At 57.9% G+C, this 19,624-nt stretch carries 13 protein-coding genes and 2 tRNA genes; 14 read left to right on the top strand and 1 reads right to left on the bottom strand.

Features of this window, described 5'->3' with window-relative positions:
• The first annotated feature begins 114 nt into the window (after window positions 1-114).
• On the top strand, window positions 115-3,312 hold the full coding sequence (locus I2H81_RS09480; protein ID WP_195645376.1) for a hypothetical protein: 3,198 nt from the start codon (window positions 115-117) through the stop codon (window positions 3,310-3,312).
• 21 nt (window positions 3,313-3,333) lie between these two features.
• Window positions 3,334-3,552, top strand: coding sequence for a hypothetical protein (locus I2H81_RS09475; protein WP_022094153.1), 219 nt, complete (start codon window positions 3,334-3,336; stop codon window positions 3,550-3,552).
• 66 nt (window positions 3,553-3,618) lie between these two features.
• On the opposite strand, the gene I2H81_RS09470 is transcribed toward I2H81_RS09475, so the two are convergent.
• Window positions 3,619-7,050 carry a SpaA isopeptide-forming pilin-related protein gene (locus tag I2H81_RS09470; protein WP_195645375.1) on the bottom strand — a complete coding sequence of 1,144 codons (3,432 nt, stop codon included), beginning with the start codon at window positions 7,048-7,050 and terminating at the stop codon, window positions 3,619-3,621.
• Window positions 7,051-7,347: 297 nt separating this feature from the next.
• Here I2H81_RS09470 and I2H81_RS09465 point away from each other — a divergent pair.
• The 12 genes from I2H81_RS09465 to I2H81_RS09410 all read left to right on the top strand — a co-directional run bounded on the left by I2H81_RS09465 (window position 7,348) and on the right by I2H81_RS09410 (window position 19,053).
• Window positions 7,348-7,422 (top strand) — tRNA-Gly (locus tag I2H81_RS09465).
• Window positions 7,423-7,847: 425 nt separating this feature from the next.
• Window positions 7,848-9,194, top strand: a complete 1,347-nt coding sequence (gene purB, locus I2H81_RS09460; RefSeq protein WP_148345729.1) for an adenylosuccinate lyase — start codon at window positions 7,848-7,850, stop codon at window positions 9,192-9,194.
• A 141-nt stretch (window positions 9,195-9,335) separates the two neighbouring features.
• Window positions 9,336-10,172 (top strand): substrate-binding periplasmic protein, encoded by an 837-nt coding sequence (locus tag I2H81_RS09455; RefSeq protein WP_195645374.1) that lies wholly within the window; start codon window positions 9,336-9,338, stop codon window positions 10,170-10,172.
• Window positions 10,169-11,968, top strand: a complete 1,800-nt coding sequence (locus I2H81_RS09450) for a GGDEF domain-containing protein (protein ID WP_195645373.1) — start codon at window positions 10,169-10,171, stop codon at window positions 11,966-11,968. The genes I2H81_RS09455 and I2H81_RS09450 overlap by 4 nt, the downstream gene beginning before the upstream one ends.
• A 113-nt stretch (window positions 11,969-12,081) precedes the next feature.
• The gene (locus I2H81_RS09445) at window positions 12,082-12,345 is read left to right on the top strand and encodes a TIGR03905 family TSCPD domain-containing protein (protein ID WP_089572560.1); all 264 of its coding nucleotides are present in this window, start codon (window positions 12,082-12,084) and stop codon (window positions 12,343-12,345) included.
• The gene (locus I2H81_RS09440; RefSeq protein WP_195645372.1) at window positions 12,345-13,556 is read left to right on the top strand and encodes a twin-arginine translocation signal domain-containing protein; all 1,212 of its coding nucleotides are present in this window, start codon (window positions 12,345-12,347) and stop codon (window positions 13,554-13,556) included. Before I2H81_RS09445 ends, I2H81_RS09440 begins: the two co-directional genes overlap by 1 nt.
• Before the next feature lie 153 nt (window positions 13,557-13,709).
• Window positions 13,710-14,432 carry a response regulator transcription factor gene (locus tag I2H81_RS09435; protein ID WP_006236208.1) on the top strand — a complete coding sequence of 241 codons (723 nt, stop codon included), beginning with the start codon at window positions 13,710-13,712 and terminating at the stop codon, window positions 14,430-14,432.
• 11 nt (window positions 14,433-14,443) lie between these two features.
• Window positions 14,444-16,009 (top strand): sensor histidine kinase, encoded by a 1,566-nt coding sequence (locus I2H81_RS09430; protein WP_195645371.1) that lies wholly within the window; start codon window positions 14,444-14,446, stop codon window positions 16,007-16,009.
• Window positions 16,010-16,127: 118 nt separating this feature from the next.
• Window positions 16,128-17,006 carry a phosphoribosylaminoimidazolesuccinocarboxamide synthase gene (locus tag I2H81_RS09425; protein ID WP_035136481.1) on the top strand — a complete coding sequence of 293 codons (879 nt, stop codon included), beginning with the start codon at window positions 16,128-16,130 and terminating at the stop codon, window positions 17,004-17,006.
• Window positions 17,007-17,582, top strand: coding sequence for a hypothetical protein (locus I2H81_RS09420; RefSeq protein WP_195645370.1), 576 nt, complete (start codon window positions 17,007-17,009; stop codon window positions 17,580-17,582).
• A gap of 89 nt (window positions 17,583-17,671) precedes the next feature.
• Window positions 17,672-18,952, top strand: a complete 1,281-nt coding sequence (locus I2H81_RS09415) for an aminopeptidase (RefSeq protein WP_195645369.1) — start codon at window positions 17,672-17,674, stop codon at window positions 18,950-18,952.
• A gap of 28 nt (window positions 18,953-18,980) precedes the next feature.
• Window positions 18,981-19,053: transfer RNA gene (locus I2H81_RS09410), tRNA-Lys, on the top strand.
• Window positions 19,054-19,624 lie beyond the last annotated feature (571 nt).

The raw sequence follows: 19,624 nt of genomic DNA, 5'->3' as shown, positions 1-19,624 counted from the left end.
TTAAGATGGCCCGAATTCGGTCGTTTGCGCTCGCTCGGGGTATACTTTCGACTATATACGGTTCTAATGTGCATGCATTGGGCCTATTTGTCGGATTATGGATGTGGAGCGCACATGGCGAACACCCAGAACTATATTAACCACCTGCTGCAGAACACCGGCATTACGCCGGCATGCAGCGAAGAAGAGCGCTTGGCTGCCGAGGATATCGCTCAGATCTTCCGCAACCACGGCTTTGATCCCGAGGTTCAGGAGTTCAATGCCCCGGCGCCTAGTAGGTTGGCATTTGCCGTTACCGGTATTCTTGCGTTTGCCGGCGCCCTACTGATGGGCATCGGCGGCGGTATCGGCTTGGTCGGCACCTTGCTGGCCATTGCCGGCGCCGTTCTTTACGTGCTCGAGCGCACGGGCCACCCCGTGGTTTCGCGCCTGGGCAAGACGGGCGTGAGCCAAAATGTCATCGCCTACCACAAGGCCTCGGGCCCGCTCGCGTCTCCGCGCAACCGCCCGGTGGTCGTTGTCGCACACTACGACTCTCCCCGTGCCGAGCTGCTCGCCCGCGAGCCCTATGCTTCGTATCGTGCGCTCATCGCCAAGCTGTTGCCCGTTGCCACGGTTGCCCCTGCTGCCGTTGCCATCTTGCGCCACCTGCCGCTCCCCGGCGCGCTCAAGGTTTTGCTGTGGATTGTCGCGATCCTCGCTTCCCTCGTTGCGCTCGCCAACGCGGCAAACATCATTTCTAACCGCTACATTCTTCCCTATACGTCCGGCGCGGTGTGCAACAAGTCTTCTGTCGCCGCTATGCTCGGCGTTATGGACAACGTTGCTCCCTTCCAGGGTGAAAACGAGTTTCCCGACGATGTTCCGTTCGATACCTATTTTGGGGAGCAGAAGCGTCGTGCCGAGGAGATGGCGCGCGCAGCAGCGGAGCATGCCGCGGCCCAACAGCAAAACGACTACGGCAACACCATCGAGTATGAAGAGCCTACCTACGCCGAGGACGAGTTCGGTCAGCCGATTGCTCCCGACGCTCAGACCGAGCTCGAACAGGGCGAGGCTTTCGACGAGCAGATCGAGGGCTTTGAGGGTGCGTCTGCCGACGAGACGCTGATTGGCGCCATCGTGCCCGAGGATCAGAATCAGGCTGTCCAGGCCGAAGAGTTCAATGACGAGGTTCCCGCTGCCGAGCCGGCGGAGGAGCCTGTCGCGGCCGAGCCCGAGCCCAAGCTCTATCGCAATGCCGCCGGCAACATCCGCTTTGGTTCGGATGCCATCCGTGCGCTCGGAATGCTTCCCGAGTCCTGCACGCTCGATTACGAGGAAGGCGAGGAGCCGACGTTTGAGCCCGAGCCTGCCCCCGTCGTGACTGCACCTGCGCCCGTTGTCGCCGTGGATGATGAGTCTGCCGCGGTTACCGCTGTCGTTGCCGAGCCCGAGGCGGTGTCCGTGATCGATCCCGCGGCAGGACTGGACATTTTGGCTCCCGCCGCGCCGGCGCAAGACGTTACGGACGAGTCTGACGACGATTACGTTGAACAGCCGAGGCGCGTGTCTTACGAGAGCGATACTGATTTCTCGGCCGAGATTCCCGCGGCAACGCCCCATGCCGATATTGCATCCGCGTTCTCTTCGATTGGCGCCAGCGCTTCCAACTTCTTTAAGGGTGCGCTTGCAAAGGGCAAGAAATTTGTCGACGATTTCGAGGAGAAGCGCGCTGCCGCACGCGAGGCTGCCGAGCAGGAGGCTATCGCTCAGCAGCAGGCAGCCGAGGCGGCACGCGAGCGCGCAGCGCAGGAGTTCGAGCAGAACGAGACTATGCAGTCCGTGCCCGTCGACGCTGCCGAAGCTACAACGTCCTTTGAGTTCCAGCAACCGGCGTCCGCGGATGTTGTTGAGGCGACGACGTCTTTCGAGGCTCAGCAGCACGTCGATGGCACCATGTCGTTTGATGCCGCGCAGTTCGATTCCACGATAACGTTTGAAAAGCAAGGCACCGCGATTGCCGAGCCCCTTCCTGTTTCCGATGAGCAGGGCGACGCGGCAGGCGATGACGAGCCTATTGATGCTGCCGAAATCCAAGATGCCGCCGAGGACGAGCCCGTCGAGGCCAACTCTGACGAAGAGCAATACGCGGCAGCCGAGCAAGATGATTCGACCGAGGTCGAACAGGAGGAAGTGCCTACGGTTTCCGAGGCTCCCGAGACAGATGAGTCGAGGCCTTACTCCACGCAGATTTTCACCATGCCGACCCCGAGTGGTTCCGGTGCCACGGTTGCCGATGTTGCTCCCACCCAGGACGAAACGGTCGATTCCCTTATGGCCCAGATTTCCTCCCAGGCATCACCGCGTCCGCAGATGAATGTTCCCGATCCGGCGTCGGCTCCGTCGCCCGCGCCTTCCTCGTCTCCGCTGGCTTCGGTCCCCGATCCGTCACTGCCGTCGATGAAGCAGGCAAACGTTGCGTCTCGCACGTCGCTGTTCGACCTTCCTGACCCCTCTGCACAGGTCAACGACCCCTTTGCTACCGCCCGGGGTCCCGAACCCACATCGGCACCCGTTGCGCCTCCTATGCCCGTTGCGTCGGGCGCTCAGCCGATCGAGACCATTTCGGCTCCCGCCCCGGCGGCACCCAAGCCTCGCAAGCGCGGCCTGGGCGGTCTGTTTGGTCGTAAAAAGAAAAACGAACAGGACAGCATGAGTGATTGGCTGGGCGTCGAAGACGATTACGATGCCAAGAAGTCCGGTCGCGGCATCGGTTCGTGGGATAATTTCGAGGACGATAACGATGGCTGGAAGGGCGGCGCTGCGTCTTCCGACGGCGCTTCTTCCGAAGATATGCTCTCGGCTGTCGCCTCTATGGGCGACGATGAGCTGCTCGGTCACGATATCTGGTTTGTGGCAACGGGCGCCTCGGATTGTGATGGCGCCGGTATGAAGGCCTTCTTGGCTTCGCATCGCGATAAGCTCCGCGGCGTCTTCTTCATCAATCTTGAATCCGTCGGCGCCGGTAGGCTTTCGGTGGTGACGGTTGAGGGCGAACAGCAGCTGCTCAAGGGCGATCGCCGCATCATGAACTTGGTCAGCAAGGTGTGCAAGTCGTTCCATGTCGATTGTGGCGCGCTCGAGATGCCCTATGCCAAGACCGATGCCTACGCCGCGCTCGAGGCGAGCCGCCGAGCCCTCACCATCGCCGGCGTGGACGGCACGCGTCTGGCTTGCGCTCGTACCGAGGACGACCTGCCCCACAATGTCAACCCGACGAACATTGCCACGGTATCCGAGGTCGTGACCGAGGTTATCCGCCGTTCGTAGACGGAGCTCTAAGGAGTCAACGTGTTTTCGTATATTAAGCGCCATTGGCCTGTCTACGTGATTTTGACCTTGATTGCCATTGCGTTAGGGTTTGGAGCTGCCTACATCGTGGGCGCGAAGGGCTCGACCCCCGCCTCCGCAATCAGCGAAGAGGTGGAGCAAGAACAGAGCACGGGTGCCGATGGGATTCCTGAGTCCGAGCAAGCAATCGTTGATGGTGGATCTTCGTCTGCAGAGTAGATACGGCGATTTAAATGATTGAAAGCGGGCGAGCCGGGGGACTGGCTCGCCCGCTTTTTCATCGCGCTAGCGCTTCTTTGGGATTGACCTAAGGCGAGCGAACCATAGGGCTGCGGCACCCGAGGTCAGGAGCGCGGTGATGCAAGCGGCGATGGGAGCTGATCCTGTTGTCGGTAGGTCCTGCGGTAGGGTACAGCGTTGAATGACACGGTCCTCGTCATGTGACTCAAGTTTATCGCCGCCGCCGTTGCGGCAAAGATCGACGCGTGCGCTGTTGGTGAGTGCAGTTTGGGGTGTATAAGCCGACGTTGCCTGCATGTGCACGACTGCGCCCCGAGCATCTGTGCCAAGGATTGCTTTGGCATCGTCAAGGTCGTCGTGCTCATCTTTGAGATCATCGCGGGTCCAAGAATCCACATCGCTTCGAGTCGTAAAGTCGGCGGCTACTGCACCGTATTCAATGCGAATGCCCGTCACGACGGTATTGGATGCAAGGTCGAGTTCTTTCGCCTCGAGTGTGATGGATTCCGTGGTCGAGACATCCGCCTTCCAGAGGTGCCAGCCGTCGTAATCGACGAGGCGGCAATCCTCACCCAGGCTCTCTTTTACTTCGTCGGACTCAAGCCAAGGATTTTCGTGCCCATCGTCAAGTGTCGCGTTTGCCGGCTCATCGGCGTCTGTCGAGTCCAACGGCGTCGTGCGATACCACACGTTGCATAGACCGTTGAGGTCGCCGATGGCGACGGGGGTTTCGATTGAGACGAATCTCGCTGTATCGTCCTCGGCACACTCAAGATCATCGGTAATTGTGAATTCATCAACCCAGGTAGCTGAATCGTTTCGAGCGTCGATGGTATAGGAGAAAAGTCCGTCCGTATTGGTTTGCGTCGCGGCGCGGTTTTTTCCATCGCCGTTGGCCAGCAGACCCTTCCCGATAGGTTGGACAAGCTCCTGACGCTTGTCGACCTGTCCTTTGATCTCGATGGGCGCATCCTTCATCGCGACGGATTGGACTTCTCCCGTATCCTTTATTTCAAACGTTATCTCCTCGGCAAGGTCATAGGTCCGCGGAGACATCATTTCGCGCAACGAGTAGATGCCGGGTGCAAGATGTTCGACGCGGTGCGGCTTGTCGGATGAGGTCCAGGAGTCTATTTCGGTTTTATCGGGACCATATAAGGTGAGCTGTGCGCCTTTCACTTCCTGCTCTCCGCTTGCATCGACCTTGGAGATATCAACCTTGGTGTAATCGTCGGATACGTTAAGCCGTGCTTCTACAACGGGTGTTTTCTGGTCGGCATAGGTAAGGTCGACAATATGAGATGTCCGATCGAGTAAGAAGCCGGTCGGCGCTTGAGTCTCGACAACCTCGTAGCGTGCGGTGCCAGATCCCAGCGGGAGGTCGTCCGCGCGTGCTTCTCCAGTTTCATCCGTCGTGACGGTAGCGACAGTCTCACCGTCGAGCGCGGCAATGCTACCGTCGGGGCGCACGATATCACCTGAGGCACGGATCTCAAAGATGGCGCCCGCGAGGCTGCTGCCGTCTACGGCATCGGTTTTAACGATCCTGATGTTTCCGGTCGCGGCGTGGTCATAATACGAGACGATTGCAACGGGCGTTAGGTTTATATCGGCGGGTATGTTTACCTCGATCTCTCCGCCGACAAGATAGGGCTCTTTGGCCGAGGTTTCGCGTACATAATAGGTGCCCGGCACGAGCGATTCGGGCAGTGTGACGGTGCCGGTCGCGTCAGTCGTAAAGGTGTCCATTACGTTATGTGCTGGGTACCAGCATGTTTGTGAGACAGGTTTGTGATTGCTGTCGAGGAGTTGGAAGGTGAATCCGGCTAGGGGAACAGAAGCGCCTGTTTGGGCATCGCGTTTTACAATCTGGAGATGCGTCGACAAAGCGTGGTTGTCCACGATATATTGAAGCTCGGCGCCGTCGGAAATCTGATTGGCCTCGACGGTCCATTCCCCCGCACGTTTAAAACCCTCGGGAACGGTTTCCGGAACCTCACGAACCGTGTAGCCGGCGCGGTCGTATGGGATGGCTCCGTGGACACCGGCGGGTCGCTTGCCTGTGCCGAACCATGCTCCGGGCTGATCTTTGGTGGAGGCAAAGCCATAGATGTTTGTAGTCAGTGTGCCAACAACCTGCTGAGAGCTGTTGCTGACAACCTCAAAGACAACATCTCCTGCCGGCTGCTCCAGGCCGGATTGATCGCTATTGCCGTAGTCCTTGAATTTGGAAATCTCAAGGTCAAACGCAATGGGGATATCGGAAACGCGAGATTCGATCTCGACCACGCCTGAATCGCCGAGTTGGTCGGCTCCAACGGTGTAAGACCAACTGTCACCGGAGGGCAAATAGCCCTCGGGCGCCTTCGATTCATAGATGGTAAAGGTTCCCAGGGGGACATCGGTGAGGGTAGCTCGACCGCTTTCATCGGTTCTGAGAGTTTGTGTCCATCCAGGGGTTGATTGCGATACGCACACGAATTCTGCTCCTGCGAGCGACGCCCCAACTTGGGGGCCTGCATTCGTTGCGGCGTCGAGCTTTACAATGCGCAAGGTAATGGTGCCGGGTTGTTCATCAATGGTGACGTATCCGCCGTTATCCGTCGTGGTAAAGGCAATGCGATCGTGCAGGGGGATATAACCAGCTGGCGCTGTTGTCTCAACTAGATAGTATGCCGTGTTGGGTAGGAGTGTTGCCTGCGCTCGACCGTTGCTGTCCATCTGGACGGTGCCGACACGCGCGCCGCTGGCGCTCTCAAAAACATCGAATGTTGCCCCGTCAAACTGATAAGTATTGTTTCCGCTGGTAAGGGCAGCGTTTGCAGACTGCTTTTGGAAGGAAACAGAGACCGCCGGCAGTACATAGAGCATGTCTTGACGTTTGCTGCCGCCCGATACGGTTCCTAGATAGCGCCGCGCGCGGTGCGGAGCGGCTTTGATGCTTCCTGATTTTGCGCTGTCGTGGAGCCATCGCGCAGCCGCCACGACTTCATTGTCGGCGGTAAAGTGCCCGCTCTTGGTTTTGCCCTGAGCGGTCGTGTAGGAGTAGGTGCCGTCGACATGGGTAGTGCCGTTGAGCATCCATACGGCAAGCTGGGTGGCGGCGCGGGCGCGATCGGGTGAAAGATGGTAACTGCCAAACGACGTGGCGGTAGGATATCCGTGACAAACGATTGCCGCGAACTCGTCGTCGAGCCACACCCAGCCTTGATCAAAGTTGAGCCATGGGCCGCCCGGCTTGGTGGGGCCGGGGCGCTCCTGGTTCATGCAGTAGGCAATCGAGGCGTCTTGAGCTTCATACTTGCCGATGAAGAAGGGCCCACAATCATCGCTAATAGTGCGGAAGCCGAGCTGGTCGTAGCCATCGACGGCAAATGCGGCTCCTGGTGCCAGACAGCCGAAAAGCAGGAAGAGGAGCAGGAGCAGCGGACCTGTTGCGATTGCGCTGTGGACAGAGTGCGTGGGTGCGTTGGACATGGCTGCTCCTTATCCCTCGTGCGCCGCATGGGGAGGTTGCGACGCGTAGGATGAGGCTACCCCCGAGGTTCATGCGGGTAAGTACCGGAGCCTGACCAAAAGCTTGCCCAATTCCTGACAAATTGAGCTCAAATACAACAATCAAGCAAAAGCGCAGGTAGAAGATAAGGAGAACAGGAGGCCAAAGGTCCTCGTCTCCACAATTGATGCGATTTTCAAACGATTCTCCACAGCTAAAACAAGCATCGTTACCCTTGTATCGAACAAGACAACCGCGTTATACTAGCCAACACACAAGCGGGCATCGCCAAGTGGTAAGGCATCAGCTTCCCAAGCTGACACTCGCGGGTTCGAGTCCCGTTGCCCGCTCCAGTTAAAGGCACAAGCACGGCACCATCACGGTGCCGTGCTTTTTTCAATAAAGCGCCGGGACTCGAACCCGCCAGGGTGCGAGCGTAAAACAAACGCGAAGCGTTTGTAGCGAGCAGGCGAAGGCGCCGGCAGGCGCCTGAAGCCGGTGCGGATTTGCGAAGCAAATACGCGGACGTCCCGTTGCCCGCTCCATCGAGCGCGGGAGACCTCGGGACGGACAATTCAACAAAGTCTTCCCCATCGTCTCCGTGAATCCGGGGAGATCGACCGCAGCCGGTGCGGATTTGCGAAGCAAATGCGCAGACGTCCTCATGCCCACTCCAATTCCAAAATGTTAGGTTAATGCCTGCTGCCCATACTTGCACCTGCGCACGGTACAATGGTTGGGTTACGACCAACGTGCCAATAACCAAAAAGGAGCCGCTATGATCGATCGCTATACCCGCCCGGAGATGGGACACATCTTCTCCCTCGAGAACAAGTACACCATTTGGCAGGAGATCGAGGTCCTGGCCTGCGAGGCCCAGGCGGAGCTCGGCAAGATCGGCATTTCTAAAGACGAAGCCCAGTGGATCCGCGACCACGCCAACTTTGAGAAGGCGAAGGTCGATGAGATCGAGGAAGTCACGCGCCACGACGTTATTGCCTTCCTGACCAACATGAAGGAATACATCGACGCCGATGTTCCCGAGGGCGACCCCAAGCCCAGCCGCTGGGTTCACTATGGCATGACCAGCTCCGATCTGGGCGACACGGCTCTGTGCTACCAGCTCACCCAGGCCTGCGACCTGATCATCGAGGACGTCAAGAAGCTCGGCGAGATTTGCAAGCGTCGTGCCTTCGAGGAGCGCAACACGCTCTGCGCCGGCCGTACCCATGGCATCCACGCCGAGCCTATGACCTTCGGCATGAAGTTTGGCTCTTGGGCCTGGGAGCTCAAGCGCGATCTGGACCGTCTTGAGGATGCCCGCAAGAACGTCGCCTTCGGTGCCATCTCGGGTGCTGTCGGCACGTACAGCTCCATCGAGCCGTTTGTCGAGGAGTATGTCTGCGAGCACTTGGGTCTGGTCCACGATCCGCTGTCCACGCAAGTTATCAGCCGCGACCATCACGCCTATCTCGCCGGCGTTCTCGCCACCACCGCGGCCACCTGCGAGCGCATCGCTACCGAGGTTCGCAACCTGCAGAAGACCGATACGCTCGAGGCCGAGGAGCCGTTCCGTAAGGGCCAAAAGGGCAGCTCCGCCATGCCGCACAAGCGCAACCCGATCACCATGGAGAAGGTCTGCGGTCTGTCGCGCGTCGTGAAGTCCAACGCCCAGGTTGCCTTCGATAACGTCGCCCTATGGCACGAGCGTGACATTTCGCACTCCTCTGCCGAGCGTGTCGCCCAGGCCGACAGCTTCATCGCCCTCGACCACATGTTCCAGTGCCTCATCCGCGTTATCGACGGCCTGCAGCTGTACCCTGCCCGCATGATGGCCAACCTCAATAAGACCCGCGGCCTCATCTTCTCCTCCAAGGTGCTGCTGGCCCTCGTCGACACGGGCATCACCCGCGAGGACGCGTACGCCATTGTGCAGGAGAACGCCATGGCAACCTGGCACGAGGTGCAGGATTGTGTCTCCGGCCCCACCTTTAAGGAGCGCCTCGAGGCCGATCCGCGCTGCACCGTCAGCCAGGAGAAGCTCGACGAGATCTTTGATCCGTGGGACTTCCTCACCCGCATCGACACAGTCTTCGATCGCCTGGAGCAGCTAAGCTTCGAGTAGGGTTAACCTAATTCGACCGCTTGCGGATGCATTTCAACCATTGGCGCCTTGCCCGTCTTGGGCGAGGCGCTTTTTTCGTTGCTGCCGCAGGCTCCGGTAATAGAATGAAAGTTCGACTGCTGTTTCAACGAAAAGAGGCACGTGCCCAGACGTATTAAACGAGCCACCATCGTCTCGTTTACGCTCATACTCCTTGTTGCCGTCTGTGCGGGCGCCCTGACGTATACCGTTCGAGGCAACTCTCCCTCCTCGGATGAAGCTGACAAAGATCTTCCGGTGCTCAAGATTGGCGTTACGGATAACGACCCCTATGTGTATGTCGATACCACGGGCGATTACGCCGGTATCGATATCGATATTGCCCGCGAGGCCTGCAAACGTGCGGGAATCAAGCCGCAATTCATCGACATATCTTGGAATGACCGCGATCGACTGCTCAAAAACGGCGATATCGATTGTCTGTGGTGCGACTATTCACCCTGTTATCGCGAAGACGATTATTACTGGACTGAGCCGTATCTGACCGTGACAGTCTCGGTCGCCGCCAAGAAAACGAGTGGTATCAAGGGTTTGACGTCTCTCGATGGAAGCAAGACCATTGCGGTGATTGCGGGTTCGGTGAGTGAACGCCGATTGCTTGCCGGGGACCTGGGTATCTCGCCGGATGTGCACATCAAATCATATGGCTCTGCCGAACTCTGCAAAGCTGCCCTGGTCAAAGGTTATGTTGACTGTTGGATGGCGGACGTTCAATCGCTCGACCGGCTCGTCGCGCAGTATCCCGGTGTTTATCACGTGTTTGCCGACAACGTTATGACAGTTGACCTGGGCGTTGCGTTTGAGAACAGCTATGAGGGGGAGTACGTCAAAAACCTCAATACCGTGCTGTTCGACATGGATCGGGACGGCACGATTGATCGTATTGTGAGCAATTACAAGGCAGGAGCGGCGGCGGACGGGCAAAGGGCGGAATCATGACAAATGACAAGTGCCGCTTGCGTCGAAAGGGTTTGGTCGCCGCGGCTATCGGCGTTGTGGCCAGCGTTGTCCTATTGAGTTTGCTCTACATAGTCGGTACGCATCGCTGTCTCGATAAAACGCTTGGGTTTGGCCAGGAAACCATGGTGTTTCTAAAAAACGCCTGCAAAAAATATGACCGATATGAACAGGGAAGAAAAACCGAGGCGACGCACAATTTGGATGCTGCGCTCGAGTCGTTTGCGGCGTTCTTGCCGCCTGATCGCGTTGAAGTCAACGACGATCTGGTCGAGGAATATGTCCATACCGAGTGTCTTTCGGGAATGTTGGTCATGGACGCCGACGGCCATATGGCCGCTCATTACGATACTGACGGTCGCGATCCACTGATGCTGTGGCGAGAGGAGCTGGCCTGTTCGCCGGTCGCATCGATGTATCGAGGCTCCAAAGTGTCCTACTCGACCGTCGTAGAGCGTCGCGGCGTCGACTTTGCCGTGAGTGCCATTCCGTACGGTGATGGGGTGGCGTTGGGGTATCAATCGCTTGCGGCTGAGCCCTCCGATGACTATTCATACGTTATCGCCGACGTGCTCGTGAACAACACGTTCCATCAGGGTCCTACGGTGCTCGTGATGCGCGATGCGCAAATCGTATCCTCAAACGATTCGACCGTCGATATAGCCCTTGCCCGACTTCTTGCCGATAGCGGAACTGACTGGAAAGACGAAGGCCTAACGCGCGTCGAATATCAGGGAACTACCTGGTATGCCGTGCGTGCGGCGTATAAGGACTACCGCCTGTTTGCGCTCTACCCCAAATCTGAGGTCATGTCTGGCAGGATTGCATTTGTCGCTGCCGGCGTGCTGGCGTGCCTGGCGTTTTGGGTCGTAGTGCTGTTGGTGCGCACTATTGCCGACCGTCGCAACTTGGCCGAAAAGGACAAGCAGCTCGGCATCATCAATGCCATCAGTTCTGCGTATGAGTCGACCTTCCTGTTGCATCTCGATACGCTCGAGATCGAGGGAATTAACATGTCGCCGTCGATGGCGAAAATATTTGCTGAGCATACCGAGGCATATGACTTTTTGGACACGGTTTGTCGAGACGTTGTGAGTCCCGAAAGCCGCGAAGTGGTCATGGAACTTATAGATACAAGTACGCTTCGGGACCGTATGGAGGGCGTGCCGCACTTGGATGCCGAGGTGCGAGATTGCCGAGGCGCTTGGTATTCGCTGCAGGTTGTTCCGCAGCGTCGCGATGAGCGGGGCCGACTGGAATCGGTCGTCGTGGCGACGCATAACATCTCGATGGCAAAGCGCGCCGAAGAGCTTTCTTTTCAGGACAAACTGACGGGGCTTCGCAATAGAAATTACCTTGAGTCCCTTGGCGACGACTCGGTGAACAAATCCCTGCCCGTGAGTGTGATCATGATGGACTGCAACCACCTCAAGCGCACCAACGATCTTTACGGTCACGAAATGGGCGATGAGTTGCTGCGGCGTACGGCGTCTGTATTGAGGCGGGTGGCAGGCGAGAAGTTTGTGCCCATGCGCGTTGGTGGAGATGAGTTTTTGTTGATATGCCCCTACACTGATCGTGAGTCCGCGCGTCAATTAGTGCAAGATCTTCGCCGCGGTCTTGCTGCGGCGAGTGATGATGCGCTGGCCGTCAGCGCGTCATTTGGCATCGCGACGGTAGAGACACCCGGCTGTACGCTAGCCGAGATATACCGCGTTGCCGACCATAGCATGTATCAAGAGAAGCGTGAAGTTCACGCTCAGGACGCGAATCGTTAGTATTGCAGTCACCGGTTTGTGCATCGTAGGATGTTGAATCGGTGCCCGCGATACTATATCGGCCTAGGCGGGGATAATAGACATCTGAAATTTCTCTATGAGAGGGGATCTCAATGATTAGCTTTGACTACAAGCCTCAGGGCGTGTGCTCTCGCAATATCCATCTCAATCTTTCCGACGACGGCAGCAAGGTACTGGGCGTCGAGTTTACCGGCGGCTGCGATGGCAACCTTAAGGCCATCTCCAAACTGGTCGAGGGCGCTCCTGCCGACCGTGTGATCGAGGTTCTTGCCGGCAATACCTGCGGCATGAAGAAGACCTCTTGCGCCGATCAGCTTACGCGCGCTATCGAGGCCGCCCGCGCCGAGATCGCCTAATGGGTATCGCCGACCACATCAAGAACGGAATATCGCGCCGCGGCTTTGTGCTCGGTGGAGCTGCCGCGGGCGCTGCCACGGTGCTTGCCGGATGTTCGAAAAAAACAGGCACCAGTGATGATGCCGCTGGCGAGCCGCAGGTTATCAAGGACGATTCCAAGATCATCTCGATTACGGATGAGTACGAGGCAGTCGACATCGATCTTGAGCCGGCGGCATCGTGGACGCTGCCGCTGGGCACATTGTTGTACTACTGCGAGGGTGACTATGCTGCGGCAATGATGGCGCCCGCATCGGCACTGCACGCCAACACACTCGGTGTGCTCAACCTGGGCGATGGCTCACTTACCACATTAATTGAGGATCCTATCGAGGGCACGGGATATGCTTTTTACGATGTCCGTGCCGGCGATGGCGTGTTTGCGTGGGTTGAGATGAACTTTGCCAATTCATCGTGGAAGCTCTACGCTCAAAATCTGTCGGGCGCTTCGCTCTCTGGCGACGTGGTTGAGCTCGATCGAGGTGGCAAGGACTACGATCCGCCACTGTTTACGGCGTTCGGGCCATCAGTCATCTGGTATAAAATGCCTTCGGCAAGCGGCAATAAAACGAGTAACGATTCGTTTTGCTATCGTCGCTCGCTTGATGAATCTAAGGCCGAGACAATTTGGAAATCGACGGGCCGCTTTGCGTCGGCCCCACGCGCGAGCGACGGCATTTTGACCATCTCGCCGCGTGTCCGCAACGACGAGGGCGTCTACTACGGCATAACGGCAATCGATCTGACCGATGGCAACAACACCAAACGTGCCCAGCTAGTCCTTCCCTCGTCAGTCTCGCCATTCGAGGCCGTATATATGGGCGATACCTTCGTGTTTTCTATCGAGGCGACCTATAGTGGCGTGGGCAGCTTGGGCAACATGGGCACGTATATCGGTAATGAGGGAGGGCCGTACCTCTTCCTGTCCCGCGAGCCTCTCGCATGTGCGGCTGGCAAGAAGAATAAATACCTTGTTAAGGTACAGGCATCGCATTTTCTCATCGACACCTCTGCCAAGACCTATGGTTCGCTGCTGTCGCCCGACCGCGCTTTGGAGTATGGCGATTATCCAGCTACGGCGGGAAAATCGGACTCATTCCTTACGTACGCCACGGTGCGCAACAGCCAGGGTATACCAGAGACGGTCACCGCACGCCTATTCTCTCTTTAAGCTTAGAGGGGTTAAAAAGGCGCCAACAGGGGAATAAACGCGTTGTAATTGTGAGTACCGCCCGCCGAGCTGCCACGTCATAGCGGCATCCGGCGGGCTCAGGTGCGTTAAAATGGGCTTGTTCTTAGCTAATTGAGACAGGGGGGCCGTGTTATGGCTTCAGATGCAAAAAAGATTCTGCTGGTCGAGGATGAGAAGGCAATCCGTGACGCCGTCGCTGCCTATCTCGAGCGCGAAGGCTACTGGGTTGTGGGCGTCGGCGACGGCCAGTCCGCGATCGAGGAGTTCGAGAAGCATCAGTTCGACCTGGTCGTGCTCGACCTGATGCTCCCCAAGATTCCCGGTGAGCGCGTCTGCCGCACCATTCGCGATACCTCGGATGTCCCCATCATCATGCTGACTGCCAAGGGCGAGATCGAGGACCGTATTATCGGTCTTGAACTTGGCGCCGACGACTATCTGATTAAGCCGTTCTCGCCGCGCGAGCTTGTCGCCCGCGTACGCGCCCTGTTCCGTCGTGCCCACCAGGCCGACGAGCCCGCCGTCGAGGTACTCGACTTCGGCGATCTGGTCATCGATATCTCGGGCCACAAGATCTTGGTCGAGGGCAAGGAAGTCGATCTGACGGCTTCCGAGTTCAAGCTGCTCACCACGCTTGCTCGTCATCCCGGCCGTGTCTACAACCGTATGGAGCTGGTCGAGAAGGTGCTTGGGTACGACTTTGAGGGCTATGAGCGCACCATCGACAGCCACGTGAAGAACCTTCGCGCCAAGCTGGGCGATGATCCCAAGAAGCCCAAGTGGCTCTACACCGTCCACGGTGTCGGCTATCGCTTCGAGGCTCCGGCCAAGACCGATAAGTCGGACGAGAAATAGGGAAATCACATATGACACCTGCGCGCTTTGAAATCGGACAAAAGCACAAGCAGGAGAGCGAGGCGGGTTCCAAGGCTAGTTGGAACACGCCTCGTTCCGATTCACGGCCAACGATGAGCTATCCCTCGCGCATGGCACTTGCTTTTGCTCTGACATCGCTCATGACGGTATTGGTGCTGGTGGGCGTTGTCTCTGTTGTGTGGGGCACGGTCTTTTCGGATTACACGCGCTCCAATATCGTCGAAATCGCAAATTCCGCTGCCGAAAAGCTTGCGATGTCGTATGAGGAAAACGGCAATTGGACTGCGGGCGAGCTACGTACGGTCGCGACATCGAGTTTGGTGTCCGACGATTTGGGTATGCAGGTCGTCAACAAGAAAGGCGTTGTCGTTTATGACGACTCATGGCCTTCAGCAAGCGCGACCGCCGATGTGCGCGAGAGCGAATCAGCGTCGAGCAGCTCGAGCGGTAAAAAAGCATCGCATAGCCCGGTCTCGTCTGCTCCAACCGGCTCCGATAGCGTTGCCAACGTCGAAATCATAACGTCTTCGGGCGAGCATGTCGGACAGGTAAAGCTATGGGCCATCGGCTCCGATGCCTTGCTCACCAAGGCGGATTCTGCATTTAGGGAGAAGACCTTTAACGCCATGGCCCTCGCCGCGGTTGTTGCAATCTGCATTTCGGTCGTTATCGGATCGCTCGTGTCGCGCATGCTCACCAAACCGATTCACCGTATTACGAGCACGGCCAAGCAAATTCGCGATGGCGATCTGTCCGCTCGTACTGGTTTGCGCGGTGATGACGAGATTGATCAGCTGGGTGAGACCTTCGATGAGATGGCCACTTCGCTCGAGAAGGATATGAAACACGAGAAGCGCCTGACCTCAGACGTTGCGCACGAGCTTCGCACGCCGCTTATGGCCATGCTCGCAACGGTCGAGGCCATGCAGGATGGCGTGTATCCCACCGACGATGAGCATTTGGAGACCGTTGCTTCCGAGACGCGTCGCCTGGCTCGTCTGGTGCAGCAGATGCTCGACCTGTCGCGCATGGAAAACAGCACGGCTCCGCTCAACCTTGAGCCGGTGGACATGGTTCCTTTCGTGCGTTCCATCGTCAATGCCCAGGAGCGCCTGTTTGTCGACCGCGATCTGCGCTTGCGCTTTGCTGACGAGACCCAAGGTCACGACGATGTCGTCGAAGCTGATCCCGACATGATCACACAATGCGTCATCAATCTCATGAGCAACGCCATGCGCTACACCCCCGAGGGCGGTTGGGTCGTGGTGTCGGTGCTCAGTGACCGCAAACACGTCAGCATCGCCGTTTCTGATACCGGCATCGGTATTGCCAAGGATGACTTGTCGCGCATCTTCGGCCGTTTTTGGCGCGCCGATGCCAGCCGTGCCCGTGAGGCGGGCGGTCTGGGCGTGGGCCTCGCCGTGACCAAGCAGATCGTCGAGCGTCATCACGGCTACATATCCGTGGAGTCGGAGCTTGGAAAGGGTACGACTTTTACGATTCATCTGCCTCGCGAGCACACGGCGGACGCGGCATCTACTACAATGGAGCACTAGCTTTTCGCTATTCGGTGAAGGAGGGGTTTCGTCCCTGCCGCTCCGAGTTTGCGAAAACATGCGGGAAAGAACCCGCATTACTGTCGTATTTTGGTAAGGAGTGACTCACGTGACAACGATGGAGCGTCGTCCGGATTCCCGTGGCAAGGTTCGTGATATCTATGATGCCGGTGAAAACCTGCTGATGGTCGCCACCGACCGCATTTCTGCGTTCGACTTCATTCTTCCCGACGAGATTCCGTTTAAGGGAGAGGTGCTCAACCGCATCTCGGCATTCTGGTTCGATAAGTTTGCCGACATCGTTCCCAACCACCTCGTTTCCATCGACCCGGCGGATTTCCCCGAGGAGTTTGCTGAGTATCGTGACTACCTCGCTGGCCGCGCCATGCTGGTCAAGAAGGCCCAGACGATTCCTATCGAGTGCATCGTCCGCGGCTATCTGACCGGTTCGGGCAAGAAGACCTACGACGAGAACGGCACCGTCTGCGGCATCCAACTGCCCGAGGGTTTGACCGAGGCTTCCAAGCTTCCCGAGCCGCTGTTCACGCCGTCCACGAAGGCCGAGATCGGTGACCACGACGAGAACATCTCGTTCGAGCGTTGCTGCGAGATCGTGGGCGAGGACATTGCCACGCAGATTCGCGACCTTTCCCTCAAGATCTACAAGGCCGCTGCCGAGTATGCAGCGACCCGTGGCATCATCATTGCCGACACCAAGTTCGAGTTTGGTGTCATCGATGGCAAGGTCACGCTGATCGACGAGTGCCTCACGCCTGACTCCAGCCGTTTCTGGCCTGCCGCCAGCTACGAGGAGGGCAAGATTCAGCCCAGCTACGACAAGCAATTCGTCCGCAATTGGCTCAAAGCCAACTGGGATATGACGGGGGAGACCCCGCACCTGCCCGCCGAGGTCATCGATGGCACGTCCGAGCGCTATCGCGAGGCCTTCCAAATCATCACGGGCTCCCAGTTCACAAGCATGAAGGAGAACGCGTAAGTGAGTACCCGCAGCGCCACGAACAAGCGCACGCAATCCCGCGAGGTTACCGGGGTTGCGCGCAAGTCCGCCGCATCCGCTAAGCCCGCCCGTCAGGCAGCGAGCTCTGTTCACGTCGTGCCGGCATCATCCAAGGCACGACGCAAAGAGCTCGAGAAGGGCGAAAACCTGGAAGGCCTTTCCAAGGAGGAAAAACGCGCCCGCAAGGCCAAGCAGCGCGCCCGCGAGGATCGCATCTACACGGTGTCGAATATCCTTCTCAAGCAGGATGAGGACTACACCAAGCGCCGCCGTATTTGGTGGGCCGTGCTCGCTATCGGCATGGTGCTCGTCGTGGCAATTGGGGCTTCGCTCTACTTCGCTCCCGGCGGCACGGTGTCCAGCCCTGTTCAGATGGTCGGCATCGTTTTGTCCTATGTCATCATCCTGGGTGACTTTATCTATGACTTCGCTCGTATTCGTCCCTTGCGCAACATGTATCGCGCGCAGGCCGAGGGCATGTCCGAGAACAAGCTCAACGCTCTTATCGAGCGCTCGGCTGCCGAGGAGGACAAGAAGGACTCCAAGAAGAAGTAGCGTTTGCATGCATACTTATCGCTAAGATATAAGGCGCGTCGTTTTTGCGGCGCGCCTTTTTACTGTTCTATAGATAGATGGAGTGGCACATGATTCGAGCTGCCCTGACGGTCGAAGAGGCTCTGGAGGGCATGAAGGCCCTAGAGCCCAAGATTAAAAACTATGCGCGCCTGGTTGTCCGCAAGGGCGTAAACGTCAAGCCCGGCCAGGAGGTTGTCGTTCAGTCTCCGGTCGAGTGCGCGCCGTTTGCGCGCGTGGTGGTCGCGGAGGCCTATGCCTCCGGTGCCGGTCACGTGACGGTTATTTGGGCCGATGACGCCGTGACGAGGCTCACGTACGAGCATGTCGAGAAAAGCTATTTTGAGCAGACGCCCGAGTGGAAGCGCCTGCAGCTTGATTCACTGGCCCAGGATGGTGCCTGCTTTATCTTTATCGAGGGTGCGGACCCTGCCGCCCTTAAGGGCATCGATCCCGCTAAGCCTGCTGCAGCTTCTAAGGCAAGGAACACGCAGTGCAAGGTCTTCCGTCGCGGACTGGACTACAACATCAACCCGTGGTGCATCGCCGGCGCGCCGGTCGTTGCCTGGGCGCGCGAGGTGTTCCCGGGAGACGCCGATGAGGTTGCAATCTATAAGCTGTGGAATGCGATTCTGCACACCGCTCGCGCCGATGGCCAGGACCCGGAGAGCGACTGGGAACTCCATGACGCCGCATTCGAAAAGAACCTGCGTTTCCTGAACGACAATCGTTTCGACTACCTGCATTACACCTCGGCAAATGGAACCGATCTGACGATTGGCATGACGAAAGGTCACGAGTGGGCCGGCGGCAAGGGCAAGACGCCCGATGGGCACCCCTTCTTCCCCAACATTCCCACCGAGGAAGTCTTCACCTCGCCTGATCGTATGCGTGCCGACGGTATCGTGTATTCGGCTATGCCGCTCATTCACCACGGTAACAAGGTTGACGATTTTTGGATTAAGTTCGAGGCGGGCCGCGTAGTGGACTACGATGCCCGCGTGGGTAAGGCGACGCTCGCAAGCATCATCGATACGGACGAGGGCGCTGCTCATCTGGGAGAGGTCGCGCTCATTTCCAAGAACACGCCGATCCGCGAAAGTGGCGTTCTATTCTACGATACGCTCTATGACGAGAATGCTAGCTGCCATCTCGCGCTAGGTGTCGGTTTCCCCGAATGCATCGAGGGTGGGTATGACATGTCCAAGGAGGAGCTCCTGGAGCATGGCGTTAACATCTCGAGCACGCACGTCGATTTTATGATCGGCACGGACGACATCGATATTACGGGCATTACGCCTGATGGACGTGAAGTTGTGATTTTCCAGAACGGCCAATGGAGTTGGGAATAGTCCCAGACCGTGGTACAATGCCACGCGCGGGCCGTTAGCTCAGCTGGCAGAGCAGGGGACTTTTAATCCCAAGGTCCAGGGTTCGAACCCCTGACGGCCCACCCAAAGATTGTTGAGACGGTCAACTTCGGTTGGCCGTCTTTTTTGTCGCCTTTTCATGGGTTCGAACCCGTCGGGGCGCGGAGCTGAGTAAACGCGTGAGCGTTTGCCAGCGCAGCGCGCAAGGCGCGAAGCGCCGCAGCGGCCGCCTGCGGAGCAGGCTGGACCCCTGACGGCCCACCATAGACTAAAAAAGCGACTGGCGGATGCCGGCCGCTTTTTTGTTGCCGCGACACGGGTTCGAACCCGAACTTCTCTATATATAAGAACGCTTGGCGAACAAAACCTGCCTTTTACCGACGGGAAACAAATAGCTGATGCTTTTGGAGTAAAGTGGCGCTCCAGAGATGACCGATGCCTTAACACCTATAAACCAGCTGGTCATCGCCAATATCAGAAGCCACTGCTTCAGTTTTAACCTCAGTGATGCGACTGAGGGACCTATTCATTTGTGAACAAAATATGGAGTGTGCGATTCCCGCCCCCGGCGCCCCTCCGGTCTGGCAATATATCTCCTTGCCGCGCGGCCCGGTCGGACCGGATCAGCCGCGGGGCGTGCACCTTGAGAACCGG

The sequence above is a fragment of the Collinsella aerofaciens genome (genome assembly GCF_015561195.1).
GTDB classification, from domain to species: Bacteria; Actinomycetota; Coriobacteriia; order Coriobacteriales; family Coriobacteriaceae; genus Collinsella; species Collinsella aerofaciens_AC.
Note: the sequence above shows the minus strand (reverse complement) of the source record. Positions and strands in the feature narration are given on the sequence as shown.